General features: G+C 48.2%; 13 protein-coding genes. 12 read left to right on the top strand and 1 reads right to left on the bottom strand.

The window, feature by feature from the left end:
- The first annotated feature begins 579 nt into the window (after positions 1-579).
- The 8 genes from rpmH to rsmG all read left to right on the top strand — a co-directional run bounded on the left by rpmH (position 580) and on the right by rsmG (position 7,534).
- The gene (rpmH, locus tag AAFJ72_RS21590) at positions 580-717 is read left to right on the top strand and encodes a 50S ribosomal protein L34 (RefSeq protein WP_211338251.1); all 138 of its coding nucleotides are present in this window, start codon (positions 580-582) and stop codon (positions 715-717) included.
- 347 nt (positions 718-1,064) lie between these two features.
- A complete protein-coding gene (gene rnpA / locus AAFJ72_RS21585; protein WP_122905488.1) occupies positions 1,065-1,433 on the top strand; it encodes a ribonuclease P protein component in 369 nt (122 codons plus the stop codon).
- 4 nt (positions 1,434-1,437) lie between these two features.
- The gene (gene yidD, locus AAFJ72_RS21580) at positions 1,438-1,662 is read left to right on the top strand and encodes a membrane protein insertion efficiency factor YidD (RefSeq protein WP_122905489.1); all 225 of its coding nucleotides are present in this window, start codon (positions 1,438-1,440) and stop codon (positions 1,660-1,662) included.
- A gap of 39 nt (positions 1,663-1,701) precedes the next feature.
- Positions 1,702-2,460, top strand: a complete 759-nt coding sequence (gene yidC, locus AAFJ72_RS21575) for a membrane protein insertase YidC (RefSeq protein WP_432775676.1) — start codon at positions 1,702-1,704, stop codon at positions 2,458-2,460.
- Positions 2,457-3,086, top strand: a complete 630-nt coding sequence (gene jag / locus AAFJ72_RS21570; protein ID WP_122905491.1) for an RNA-binding cell elongation regulator Jag/EloR — start codon at positions 2,457-2,459, stop codon at positions 3,084-3,086. The genes yidC and jag overlap by 4 nt, the downstream gene beginning before the upstream one ends.
- 317 nt (positions 3,087-3,403) lie before the next feature.
- Positions 3,404-4,780 (top strand): tRNA uridine-5-carboxymethylaminomethyl(34) synthesis GTPase MnmE, encoded by a 1,377-nt coding sequence (gene mnmE / locus AAFJ72_RS21565; protein ID WP_122905492.1) that lies wholly within the window; start codon positions 3,404-3,406, stop codon positions 4,778-4,780.
- Between the two features lie 125 nt (positions 4,781-4,905).
- The gene (gene mnmG / locus AAFJ72_RS21560; protein ID WP_122905493.1) at positions 4,906-6,804 is read left to right on the top strand and encodes a tRNA uridine-5-carboxymethylaminomethyl(34) synthesis enzyme MnmG; all 1,899 of its coding nucleotides are present in this window, start codon (positions 4,906-4,908) and stop codon (positions 6,802-6,804) included.
- A gap of 13 nt (positions 6,805-6,817) precedes the next feature.
- Positions 6,818-7,534: a 16S rRNA (guanine(527)-N(7))-methyltransferase RsmG gene (gene rsmG / locus AAFJ72_RS21555; protein ID WP_432775675.1), complete on the top strand. Its 717-nt coding sequence runs from the start codon at positions 6,818-6,820 to the stop codon at positions 7,532-7,534.
- Between the two features lie 244 nt (positions 7,535-7,778).
- Here the strand turns inward: rsmG and AAFJ72_RS21550 are convergent, their stop codons facing one another.
- Positions 7,779-8,204, bottom strand: a complete 426-nt coding sequence (locus AAFJ72_RS21550) for a hypothetical protein (RefSeq protein ID WP_432775674.1) — start codon at positions 8,202-8,204, stop codon at positions 7,779-7,781.
- A gap of 1,425 nt (positions 8,205-9,629) precedes the next feature.
- Between AAFJ72_RS21550 and AAFJ72_RS21545 the strand changes: the two genes are divergently transcribed.
- The 4 genes from AAFJ72_RS21545 (at position 9,630) to AAFJ72_RS21530 (ending at position 13,301) form a co-directional block, all read left to right on the top strand.
- Positions 9,630-9,824, top strand: a complete 195-nt coding sequence (locus AAFJ72_RS21545; RefSeq protein ID WP_432775673.1) for a hypothetical protein — start codon at positions 9,630-9,632, stop codon at positions 9,822-9,824.
- Complete coding sequence (noc, locus tag AAFJ72_RS21540; RefSeq protein ID WP_432775672.1) at positions 9,815-10,660, top strand: nucleoid occlusion protein; 846 nt, start codon at positions 9,815-9,817, stop codon at positions 10,658-10,660. The genes AAFJ72_RS21545 and noc overlap by 10 nt, the downstream gene beginning before the upstream one ends.
- Before the next feature lie 1,040 nt (positions 10,661-11,700).
- Entirely contained in the window at positions 11,701-12,459 is a 759-nt protein-coding gene (locus tag AAFJ72_RS21535; protein WP_122902739.1) for a ParA family protein, read from the top strand.
- On the top strand, positions 12,456-13,301 hold the full coding sequence (locus tag AAFJ72_RS21530) for a ParB/RepB/Spo0J family partition protein (RefSeq protein WP_432775671.1): 846 nt from the start codon (positions 12,456-12,458) through the stop codon (positions 13,299-13,301). Before AAFJ72_RS21535 ends, AAFJ72_RS21530 begins: the two co-directional genes overlap by 4 nt.
- The last annotated feature ends 5 nt before the right edge of the window (positions 13,302-13,306 follow it).

Raw genomic sequence — 13,306 nt, 5'->3', positions numbered from 1 at the left:
CCAGAATCCCTCCTTTTGGGCCATCCGAAAAATAAAATCACCGATAGAAAAGAAACGATAGTAATAGTTAAAAACCTCTCATGTGCGGCAAAATTGTCAACACGGTCGTTTACAGAGATTGTGGATAAAAAAAGTCGAAAAATAGCGATTCTGCCCGTAGAAGAGAAAAAAAGCAGACGGTTATCCGCATCCCTGTGAGTAACGACATACACATAGGAAGGAATCTGTCCACAAACTTATCCACACCCTGTGGAAAAACCGATTAGCCTATCGGAGTTATTCACGTTTCAAAACAAAGACATAATAACAGATATAAGGCATGGTATCAATGGTTTTTTCACACTTATCCACAAACACAACCACTGGTAGTAGAGACATATTCACACCTCTATATTTTGTGTACAAGCTGTAGATAAACTTGTCGAAATCTGCTTTTGTGGATAAAGTAATATCCACAGATCCGGGAAATAGTTTTGTGGGGATATTTTCCTTGGGAGCGGGAGTCCACTTTTGCTTGACTTTTTTACTATATGTCCTTATAATGCAAAAGAATGTCTGTGCTAGACGGAGGTGTATACGATAATGAAACCAACATTTAATCCTAACAATCGCAAGCGCAAAAAGGATCATGGATTCCGTAAGCGCATGAGCACAAAAAATGGCCGCAAAATTTTAGCTGCTCGTCGCCGTAAAGGCAGAAAAGTTCTTTCCGCGTAAGGCCACATTTCCAGTGGCCTTTTTGTTTGCGCAATGATGTCGGAAAATTCTTTTTAAGGGTGAAGAGGAAGCCGAACCGCGATCGCCATGTGGAACCTTTCTCGTGGGAGAATCGTTACCTAGCTATGCATAGGGATCCAAAAGCGGGGAAGTGATGAAGCCTGATTGAAGAATGAGACCGACTTTTTTATTGAGTTGGGGGAGTTTTAACGTGAATTCCCCTATTATTTTTTTTGATTTTCGCACAAAGTACATATACTTTGGGAAAAAAGTGGACGAAACAAGGATATACTGGTAGATGCTGTTTGCATTTTCTACTATAATTGTGATGTTAGGGGTTGTTTACCTTGCATCGTTCACACCGGCTCAAAAAAAATGAGCACTTTCAAGCAGTGTTTCAACGAGGAACTTCGGTTGCGAACAAGCAATTTGTCCTGTATTTTGCCAAACAGGAGGAACAGGCTGCTTTTCGCGCCGGAATTTCTGTCAGCAAAAAAATTGGTAACGCTGTTATCCGCAACAGAGTCAAACGGCTGATTCGCGAAGCGGTAGCGCGACTGGAGTCAGACATTCCGCTCGGTCTCGATCTTGTCATCATCGCCCGTCCGGGAGTGGAAGCCATGTCGCTTGATGCCATTGAGCAATCTCTGTTGCACGTGATGAAGCGCGCCAAAGTTATCAAGCGGGCACCCGTACATAATGGAAAAAGAGGGTGAAACGATGATTGGAAGAGTCATGGTCTGGTTGATCCGCGGATACCAGTTGTTTATTTCTCCGCTGAAGCCTCCTACGTGCAGATTCGCGCCCACCTGCTCGCACTACGCCATCGAATCGGTTCGCCGTTTTGGTGCGTGGCGCGGAGGCTGGCTGGCTCTTCGCCGCATCCTGAAATGTCATCCGTTTCACCCGGGCGGGTTTGATCCGGTTCCGGATCAACGCAAATAAGCATACCTCAATTGAAGCGGGGAAAAAGGAGGATCACCCTTGAGCAGACGTACCCTCAGCATGCTAATGCTGACCATGCTGGTTCTTGTACTGTCAGGCTGTAACCCGGCGACTGCCGAGCCGATCGGACCTGACGCAAGCGGCTTCTGGGACAAGTATCTCGTATATCCCTTGTCCTGGTTGATTAAAGAAAGCGCTTTGGTGCTTGGAGACAACTACGGTCTCGGTATCCTGATTGCGACCGTTATCATCCGATTGATTGTGCTGCCATTGATGGTCAAGCAAATCAAGAGCTCCAAGAAAATGCAGGAGCTTCAACCGGACATGCAAAAAATCCGTGAGAAGTACAAAAATGATCCGCAAAAAGCGCAACAGGAAACAATGGCTCTCTTCCAGAAACACGGCGTCAATCCACTCGCGGGATGCTTGCCGATGCTGGTGCAAATGCCAATCCTGATCGCCTTTTACCATGCCATCATCCGGACAGAGGAAATCAAGTCGCAATCGTTCCTCTGGCTGACGCTGGGTGAAAAAGACCCGTACTACATCTTGCCGATCATCGCTGCGATTACGACTTACCTGCAGTCGAAAATGATGGGACAAACCACACAGGGCAACCCGCAAATGCAAATGATGCTGGTCATGATGCCGCTGATGATTTTGGCTATCGCCGTCACTTTGCCATCTGCGCTGTCCCTGTACTGGGTATACGGCAACCTGTTTACCATCGTGCAAACGTATTTCCTGTATCGTGATAAAGGCAATAAGCTTTCTCCCAAGGAGGGAACCTCCAAGTGAAAAAGGTGGTAGCTACGGCAAAAACGATAGACGATGCTGTGCAAAAAGCTTTGCTGGAATTGGGTATACCGCGTGAAAAGGCGAGTATCCGCGTTCTGGAGGAGCCAAGCAGGGGCCTTTTTGGACTGATTGGGGCCAAGGACGCCAAAGTGGAAGTAGAATTTCACTTTGACCCGGTTGCACAGGGACGTGACTTTCTTCAAGATGTTTTGTCTAACATGAAGGTGAACGCCAAAGTGGAGACTCGTACAAATGAAGAGGGCATTCTGTTTGATATTCAGGGCAGCAACCTGGGAATCATCATTGGCCGCAGAGGGCAAACTCTGGATTCCTTACAGTATCTCGTTAACGTCGTAGCGAACCGTCATGCGGACAAACATGTGCGCATCACATTGGATGCGGAGAATTACAGGATGCGCCGCAAGGAAACGTTGGAGCAGCTGGCTGACCGGGTAGCCAAAAAAGCTTTGTCTACCAGACGGGATGTGCGGCTGGAGCCGATGTCAGCGGCGGAGCGCAAAGTCATTCATGCCTTCCTGCAAAAAAGAACGGATGTCGTTACCTTCAGTGAGGGAGACGAGCCGAACCGTTATATCGTCATTGCACCGAAAGAAGCCTCGCGTTAGGCTTCTTTTTTTTTTGGTGTTTACCGGAAAAGTCGTGAACTGTCGGGCAATCGACAAGTTGTAACAGGCGAGCGTATAGCGCGGTCGGCAATAAAGTTGTCCACTGTGGATAAAGCCGGGGAGGGTTGAGCTTTTCGCAAAAAGATCATACTGTGGATAACAAGAACGGACAGCAACCTTGGACGGCGGGGTTGCTTTTTCCTGTTGCAAATGAGCGTGTGGAAAATTGCACTTTCATTTGGAATTTTTCAGGGCGATCTGTTAAGCTAGTAAGTTAGTGGCTGACTTGTCTGATTGGAAAGCTAGAGGTGAAGGTCATGAAATTCGATACAATAGCAGCGGTCGCGACACCGATGGGCGAAGGCGGTATTGCTGTCATTCGGGTCAGCGGTGCGGAAGCGATCGAAGTTGTGGATAAGATATATAAAGGAAAACAGCGGTTGTCCACAGTGGACAGCCATACGATCCACTACGGTCACCTGTACGATCCACAGACGGGTGAGCGGGTGGAAGAGGTGCTGGTGTCTGTCATGAAGGCTCCGCGAACGTTCACGCGAGAGGATGTAGTGGAGGTAAACTGTCACGGGGGAATCGTATCGGTTGAAAAGGTGTTGGAGCTGATTCTCGATAACGGTGCCAGACTGGCAGAGCCGGGCGAATTTACGAAGCGTGCGTTTTTAAACGGACGCGTCGATTTGTCTCAGGCGGAGGCTGTGATCGATCTGATCCGGGCGAAGACAGACAGAGCGATGAAGGTGGCTTTGAACCAGGTGGAGGGCAAGCTGTCGCGGCTTATTCGGCAGTTGCGGCAAAATTTGATTGAAGCCATGGCGCATATCGAAGTCACGCTGGACTATCCCGAGCACGACGTCGAAGAGTTTACGCAAAACTTCCTGCGCGGAAAATGCGAGGAGGTAAAAGCCGAGATTCAGCGGCTCCTGCAGACCGCCAAGCAGGGGAAAATATTGCGCGAAGGCTTGTCTACGGCGATTATCGGGCGGCCGAATGTAGGAAAATCTTCTTTATTGAACAGTCTCGTTCAGGAGGAAAAAGCAATCGTCACCGATGTGGCCGGGACGACTCGCGACGTCATTGAAGAGTACGTCAATGTGCGCGGGGTGCCTCTGCGTCTGATTGACACGGCTGGAATTCGCGACACCGACGATATTGTGGAGAAAATCGGGGTGGAAAAATCGCGTCAGCTTTTGCAAAAGGCGGATCTTGTGCTGCTCGTCGTCAATTACAACGAGCCGCTTACAGCTGACGACTATGCGATTTTTGAAGCGGCAAAAGGCTTTCAGGTGATCGTAATCGTAAACAAGTTCGACTTGCCGCAAAAAGTGGATCTGGAAGAGATCAAGCGCCATTTCCCGCAGCAGCCGCTCATCATGACCTCTGCGCGTGAAGAGAAGGGCATCGACTTGCTGGAGCAGGCGATTGGCGATATTTTCTTCAGCGGACGCGTGCAGCAGGACGATTTGACCTATGTGAGCAATGCCCGGCATATTCAACTGCTTCGCCAGGCGGAAAAAGCGATTGACGAAGCGCTGGCCGGTATTGACGATTTGCTGCCTGTCGATATGGTTCAGATCGACATCAAAAAGTCGTGGGAGCTGCTCGGCGAAGTGATTGGAGAGAGTGTCGGTGAGGATTTGATCGACCAGATTTTCTCCCAGTTTTGTCTGGGCAAGTGATCGAAACGAAATGGACTTGGCACACGCCCTAGCAGGGAGTACCGACAGGGCGTGTAGCTTGTTTTTTTGGGAAGCTTTTCAAGTGTAAGCGAGAGAGTCACTCACGAGTAAGGAGGAAAACAAAAATGAACGTTGTACCTGCGTATGAAGCGGGCTCGTTTGACGTCATTGTAATCGGGGCTGGCCATGCCGGCTGTGAAGCGGCTTTGGCGGCGGCGCGCATGGGCTGCAGCACGTTGCTGTTGACGATCAATCTGGACGCTGTAGCGTACATGCCGTGCAACCCGTCTGTAGGTGGCCCGGCAAAAGGCCATGTGGTGCGGGAGCTGGACGCCCTTGGCGGCGAAATGGGACGCAATACCGATAAAACACACATTCAAATGCGCATGCTCAATACAGGGAAAGGTCCTGCCGTACATGCCCTGCGCGCCCAGGCAGACAAGTTCGCCTATCAGCATGAAATGAAAAAAACGATTGAAAATACGCCAAATTTGATCCTCCGTCAAGCGATGGTCGAGGAGTTGCTCGTCGAGGACGGTGTCTGTGTAGGGGTTCTCACCAATACAGGTGCGCGTTACAAGGCAAAATCAGTCGTTTTGACGACCGGAACGTATTTGCGCGGAAAAATCATTCTCGGCGATTTGCAGTACGAGAGCGGGCCGAACAACATGCGGCCGTCGATTCGTCTGGCCCATCATCTGAAAGAACTCGGCTTTGAAATGACGCGCTTCAAGACAGGTACACCTCCGCGTGTGCATAAGAACAGCGTCGATTTTTCCAAAATGGAGATTCAGCCTGGAGACTCGGTGCCACGTGCCTTTTCCTATGAAACAACGGAGTTTATCATGGACCAGCTGCCTTGCTGGCTGACGTACACCAATGAGGAGACGCACGGGCTTATCAACTCGAACCTGCATCGCGCTCCGATGTACTCGGGAATGATCGAAGGGACAGGACCACGTTACTGCCCGTCGATTGAGGATAAAGTCGTACGCTTTAACGACAAGCCGCGCCATCAGATCTTCCTGGAGCCGGAAGGACGGAATACGGAAGAAATGTACGTGCAGGGCTTGTCCACAAGCTTGCCGGAAGACGTGCAGTTGGCGATGCTTCGTTCGATGGCCGGGTTGGAAGAAGTCAAAATGATGCGCCCAGGCTATGCGATCGAGTACGATTCGATTGTGCCGACGCAGCTGTGGCCGTCGCTGGAAACGAAAAGATTGCCAGGTCTGTTTACCGCAGGGCAAATCAACGGGACTTCGGGGTATGAAGAGGCAGCCGGCCAAGGGCTGATGGCTGGAATCAATGCAGCGCGCCGCGTCCAAGGCAAGCCGCCGGTGATTTTGGGCCGGGAACAGGCGTACATTGGCGTTTTGATCGACGACCTCGTGACAAAAGGCACAACAGAGCCTTATCGCCTGCTGACTTCCCGCGCCGAGTATCGTCTGCTTTTGCGTCATGACAATGCTGACCTGCGCCTGACTGATATTGGCTATGAAATCGGCCTGATTAGCGAGGAGCGCTACAAGCGTTTTACGGAAAAACGCCGTTTGATCGAGCAGGAAAAGGAGCGCGTGGAAAATACGCGTGTGCGCCCTGACATGGAGCACGTACAGGAAGTGTTGCGTGCAGCGGGATCGCCGGAATTGACGGAAGTAATCGAGTTGGCCCAGCTGCTGCGCCGTCCGGAGCTGACTTATCACCACATCGAGGCGATGGTTCCTTCGCCGGAAGCATTGCCGGATGAAGTGAAAGAGCAGGTAGAGATCCAGATCAAATACGATGGCTACATTAAAAAGTCGCTGCAACAGGTCGAGCGGATGAAAAAAATGGAGGAACGCCGCATTCCGGCAGACATCGACTACCATCAGATTTCCGGCTTGTCCAAGGAATCCCGGGAAAACATGTCCAAAATCCGCCCGTTGAACATCGGCCAGGCGGCACGTATCGCAGGGGTAACTCCTGCGGACATTTCCGTTTTGATGGTGTATCTGGAGTATAAACGCGCAGGTGCAGCGGAGTAAGGAGATCAGCAAAATGACCAAAGAACAGTTTGCCAAGGCTCTCGCAGCGCAAGGTATTTCGCTAACGGATCGGCAGAAGGAGCAGTTTGACTATTTTTTCCGCCTGCTTGTGGAATGGAACGAAAAAATGAATCTGACGGGTATTACCGAAGAAGGGCAAGTGTACATCAAGCACTTTTACGATTCGATCACGCCTGCTTTGTACTTTCCGTTTGACCAGGTAAAATCGGTGGTGGACATTGGCGGCGGTGCCGGCTTCCCCAGCATCCCGCTGAAAATTTGCTTCCCCCATCTGAAAATGACGATTATTGATTCGCTCAACAAGCGCATGAGCTTTTTGCAGCATGTGGCGGGCGAATTGGGGCTGGATGACGTCTATCCCGTGCATGGACGGGCCGAGGATCGCGGTCAGGAGGCCGGCTATCGCGAGCAGTTTGATCTCGTGGTTGCCCGTGCTGTTGCGCGGCTGAATTTGCTGGCTGAATTTTGTCTGCCATTTGCCCAACCGCAGGGCCATTTTATCGCGCTCAAAGGGGCCGATATTACGATGGAACTGAACGAAGCGAAAAAGGCGATCAAAACGTTGGGCGGCAAAACGCGAAAGGTGGAGACGTTCCACCTGCCCGAGGAAGCTGGCGAGCGCAACATCGTCATCATTGAAAAAATAGAGCCGACGCCGAAGAGCTATCCCCGCAAGGCGGGGGTTCCGGCCAAGAAGCCGATTCTATAGCAAAAGGATGGCAGGAGATCGCAGTTGGTTGCTGCGGTCTTTTTTGTTTTTGCGAAGTGGGGAGGGGGAGGTAGCTAGTAACATGGAAGTGGCTTATAGGAGACCTAAAAAGTTTCCACCAGACCAATCGACCCACGAGTCTTTATATTCCAAGATGAAACAGCCGCTTGGGCTAGTTTTCTTTTTTCTTTGCAAACAAGCAAAACAAAAAGTCACCATTTCTGGTGACTTCGTGAGAATCATATTAATTTGTCAGTTCATAGCAATAGACGGAATAGTTGTAGTTTTTGTTTTCAGAAGAGGAAACTTCTCTGTAAACTTCGAACCAATACTGTTTTCCAGCCTCTACATCAATATCGATATAGTCCTTGGTTTTAGTTGTAGTTTCACCGTTGCAATCTAAAGTAAATAGTTGTCCACCTGCTTTGGAGTAAGTTAATTGAAGACGAATCTTTTGAGTTTTTGTAGCAATGAAGGTGAATTTGTCCTGACTGTCATTGTTATCCCTATCAAGTTTACCATTAATTTGGTTCCCATGAGCCGCATAAAAAGAATTGGCGCTTTTCCAATTGTTATTTGGTTCATACTCCTGGTAAACAGCTGCAAATGCTGAGGTAGAAAAACTTAATGCAAGAGTTAAAGCAACTAGACCACTAGCAAGTTTCTTCATTAATAGTATCCTCCCAATATTGTAAATACATGGAATATCTGTAATTTACCACTTCTTTTCTTTGTGTGTAAATATATTCCATATATAATTCACATAATGTTCACTTTTAATATTGTTACGAAAGCTATAAGCTTCGTGCACTGGTAATGCCAAATAGGTGTTGGTTTTCATCAGCTTCTGGCTATTTTATTGCGATTGTTCCTTCCTTTTTAGTGGAAGCCACCATGGATGGGAAACAAGGAGCGTTTTAGTAAAGACGTGAGCAGGCAATGAGAGATTGACTTTCGAACTTAAAGCCTCGGCAGCTTAAAATTTTGCCTGTTTGGACTGGGGGCGATTTACGGGGTTTAATATAGTGGATCGATCTAGAGGACGGGGGCATGGTTCTAGCAGGAAAGCCGCACAGGTGGTTACTGGCGTATTTTTGGGGTGGTCGGGGCGATCATTAAATTTAAACGACTCAGTGAAAGGCATGGCGACTGTGAATAAGACCGTGAATAAGATGCGGGGAGGCATCAGTGATTTGGCTGATGTTTAGTATCAGCATGTACATAACAGCGTGACTTTGCACTTCTATCTTCTGTTTTTCAGACTCCGCTCTGTCACCAAGATTTCACACCCCACCGATGAGAGCATAGGCGAGGAGGCGCGGGGAAAACACAGTGACAAAGCCCATTTCTATGACCACGATCACAATGGATGTTTCACGTGAAACGTTTTTCCCAAGCAGGAATTGGGCAAAGCTTGCAGAATTACTTAATATAAAAGAAACTAAGTCATTTATAGAGAGAATGACAATAGACAAAGGGGATTTTCAAAACGATCGGGTAGGCAACAATTGAGTCTGGCAGGAAGTGCATCGGATAGGGCTTGGGAACTTTGGTAAGCAGGAGTCAAAAGCTTTCCTTTGATAAAAATGGGATGCAAAGGTCAGGAACGTTTCTGCGTGAATGGGCTAATGATCTGAAATGCTAGGGAACGGAAACTAGCTATGAAGAACTAGCCTAGCCTCGTTTCACAATGTACACAGGACAACCGCATCCACTCAACGCTAAAAGGAAGGCTCTACGATTCCTATTTAACCCTTGGATACTGTATACGGCGTAGCGGAGGGGATTACCTGCGAAATGCCCGATGTTGGACGTTGATGCACTTCTCCATGTCTGACAAAAGGTAAGGTGTGCGAACAAGGTTGTTTATGTTCTAACAGTCGATTCCAGCCGATGTATATACTAGAAAGAAAAATAGCTGGTTACTGAGATTCTGCCATGTGAATGGTCAGAACCTTTTTCGCGTGGGAGAATGTTGCCGTTTTTCTCTATGCAAAAATTTGTATCGAGCAGCGGGTTGGAGCGAAACGGTTGTGTTTGGTCAGTTTCTGGCGTCACAGGATTACATTTTTGCAGGTGATGATGCAAGGGGAGCATGACAAATCGAGGTGTCATGACAGCGAAGGTTGGAATGATTGATGAAGAAGCCCGTGCCAATGTGGCATTCAGTTCTCGTGCAGATGCTCAGGAAGAAAGCTTGATTCTTTTTAAGCTTTACGCACAGAGCAGCGGAGATTTTACATTAGCGCGGATGGAACGGGTAGAAGTGGGGGATTTTCTATGGCAGTGAAGGATTCATTTTCTCGGATTTTTGGATTGACGGACAAGACAGATAATGAAGAAATCAGGCAGCTACCAGTCGAGGAGATTGTGCCGAATCCATATCAGCCTCGGACGGTTTTTGATGACGAGAAAATCGATGAGTTGTGTCAAACGATTCGCACTCACGGTCTGATTCAACCGATCGTTGTACGGGTGAGAGACGGTCGTTACGAGTTGATTGCCGGAGAGCGACGTTTGCGCGCAACCAAAAAGCTAGGCATGGAGAAGATTCCTGCGATCATCAAAGATTTTAACGACGCGCAAACCGCCTCGATTGCCTTGATTGAAAATCTTCAGCGCGAAGGACTGACGGCGATTGAAGAGGCTGTGGCCTACCAGAAGCTGATCGATTTGCACGACTTGACGCAGGAAAGTCTGGCGCAGCGTCTGGGCAAAGGGCAATCGACTATTGCCAACAAGCTGCGATTGTTGCATTTGCCCCAGGAGATTCAAGATGCGCTGTTGACTCGCCAGGTGACAGAGCGCCATGCGCGCGCTTTGATTCCACTCAAAGACGCGGAACTGCAAGTAAAAGTGCTGGCAGAAATTTTGGAACGAGAGTGGAATGTCAAACAGACAGAAGTGCGCGTCAAGCAGCTTCTGGAAGCAGCGGAAAATCCAAAGGCGGAAAAAGAGTCGAAGCCGCGCTGGAAAGCATTTTCCCGAGATGCCCGAATCGCGATCAACACTGTGCGTCAGTCTATTGACATGGTCATGCAGACAGGCTTGCCAGTGGAGACGAACGAAGAAGACCATGAAGAATTTTATCAATTCACGATTCGGATTCCGAAAAACAACAAGTAAGGAACTAAGCGCATATGCAAAATGGCGGGCGAGTTGTTTGACTGCTTGCAAGCGCAAGCTGAATCGCGATCGCGGTCGCACATTTTGGGAAAAGGCTCGATTGGCGTTGCGAATCGTGAGGTGGGGAGCATTTATGGCGGAAATGTTCCCTCTATATCCTCTATATAAAGAACGGAAAGCCAACTCCCGTTACGGGACTGAGCATATTCAAAAGATAGAGTGTAAAAACGGCAAGGGCATGGCGACACGGTCGCCTTTCTTTTTGTGCAAATCCATGTGATAAAATGAAAATGGCTGGACAATGAGAGCCTTACGACTGCAACATCTGCACAGATGTCTCTTTTCTTTTCTTTTCTTTTCTTTTCTTTTCAGTGATGTACAAAGGCATTCATCCACGACCTTGAACGTTTTTCCCAACGTTTGTTTGCTCAGAAGGCATCTTTTACTGGAAAAAGGAGACGGACAAAATCAAAAAAACAGCGTACGGGCAAGCAATAAATCTGGTAACATGGGTAGTACCAAGCTGTTTATTGCATTTTGGGGTTGTCTCGGTTTCCCGATGAGAGCTTGGCTTGCGGGTTAGTGTATCACAGGCAAGCTGGCAAGATTTTTGCTGCATAAGTGAGAGTCGCTGGCAAAACTTTTGTTGCAAAAGTGAGAGTTGCAAAGAAGGCAGTGCGAAAAAAGGCTGTTTTGATGTTTCTTTCATGGTGACTTTCTCAGCGAAATAAACCCTAAACCCTTTTGCAAAAAGCTTTTCTGCAAAAATGTCAGATGCGCACAGTTGAGAGGCACGTCATTGGCCCAACCTTGCCAAGTTCTTAGTAGTTAAAGAAACTAGGTAGTTAAAATCTAGGCAGTTAAAAATCAGCTCTGGTCGAGCAGGATCAGAAAAAGCATAGGCAGTTAAGATGGCGGTTACGATTTTTTTCGTACAGACCAGATATTTTGAAGGAGTCCTGGAAAGGTGAAAATTCCATCTTGCCAGGCAAAATCTGAAACCAGAAGCTTTCCTACACAAAAAAAATGAGGTGGAGAAGTTGGGTAAAATCATTGCGGTTGCGAACCAGAAAGGCGGCGTCGGGAAAACGACTACATCCGTCAATCTAAGTGCTTGTCTGGCCGCATTGGGGAAAAAGGTGCTGCTGGTGGATATTGATCCACAAGGGAACGCAACCAGTGGTATTGGGGTAAACAAAGCCGATGTCCGCTATTGCATTTATGATGTTCTCATTAACGACATCAGCCCCGTCGATGCGACTCTGCCTACCGAGATCGAAGGATTGATGATTATTCCGGCGACGATTCAATTGGCAGGAGCAGAAATTGAATTGGTTCCAACAATTTCCCGGGAGGTTCGTCTGAAAAAAGCCTTGGAGGTTGTAAAGGACAAATACGATTTTGTCATTATCGATTGCCCGCCATCCTTGGGAATTTTGACAGTCAATTCCCTGACGGCTGCTGACTCGGTCTTGATCCCGATTCAATGTGAATACTACGCATTGGAAGGATTGAGCCAACTGTTGAATACCATTCGCCTGGTACAAAAGCACCTCAATTCGCAACTGGCGATTGAAGGCGTCGTGCTGACCATGCTGGATGCACGCACGAATTTGGGGCTGCAAGTAATTGAAGAAGTGAAAAAATATTTCCAGGACAAAGTATACAAAACGATTATTCCACGAAATGTTCGTTTGAGCGAAGCACCGTCACATGGACAAGCCATTATCACGTATGATCCACGCTCGCGTGGTGCAGAAGTTTATTCTGACTTGGCGAAGGAAGTGGTAGGGGTATGAGTAGAGGCTTGGGAAAAGGGCTGAATGCACTTATTACGTCCAATCTCATTGAAGAGGGGGAGCAAGTAAAAGATGTTTCCGTCAGTGAGATTCGTCCCAACCCGTATCAGCCTCGTAAAGAATTCGAACAATCAGCTATTGAAGAATTGGCAGACTCGATACGGGAACACGGAATTATCCAGCCGCTGATTGTCCGGAAAAGCATCAAAGGTTACGAGCTGGTAGCGGGAGAAAGGCGTTTGCGTGCCGCCAAACTGGCAGGCTTGAAGCAGGTTCCGGTAGTCGTCAAAGCCTACACCGATCAGCAACTGATGGAGATTGCGCTCATTGAAAATTTGCAGCGGGAAAACCTGAATCCGTTGGAAGAAGCGGAAGCTTACGATAAGCTGATCGCGCACCATGATTATACCCAGGAACAACTTGCCAAACGGATTGGAAAAAGCAGACCGCATGTAGCCAATATGCTTCGCCTGTTGCAACTGCCGGATAGCATTCGGAAAATGCTTGCAGCGGCGGAATTGACCATGGGCCACGCTCGGGCACTTTTGGCTGTCTCGGATGCAGAAGTGCAAGAGCAGTTGGCAAATGATGTCGTGAAAAAAAGTTTGAATGTGCGGCAACTCGAAGAACTGGTCAAACAGTTGAGTGTTTCACGTGAAACAAAGAAGAAAAAGCCGGCAAAAAGCGAACCGATTTTGATTGAGCTGGAAGAACGGCTGCGCACTCGCTTTGGAACTGCCGTCAAAATTAAAAAAGGCGCAAAACGTGGCAAGATCGAAATTGACTTTTATTCGCAGGAAGATTTGCAGCGGATCATTGAGATACTGAATGATGAGAAGTAAGTCCA

This window comes from Brevibacillus gelatini (assembly GCF_050920745.1).
Taxonomy (GTDB): Bacteria; Bacillota; Bacilli; order Brevibacillales; family Brevibacillaceae; genus Brevibacillus; species Brevibacillus gelatini.
The sequence above is the reverse complement of the archived record's forward strand: the minus strand, read 5'-3'. Positions and strand labels throughout refer to the sequence as shown.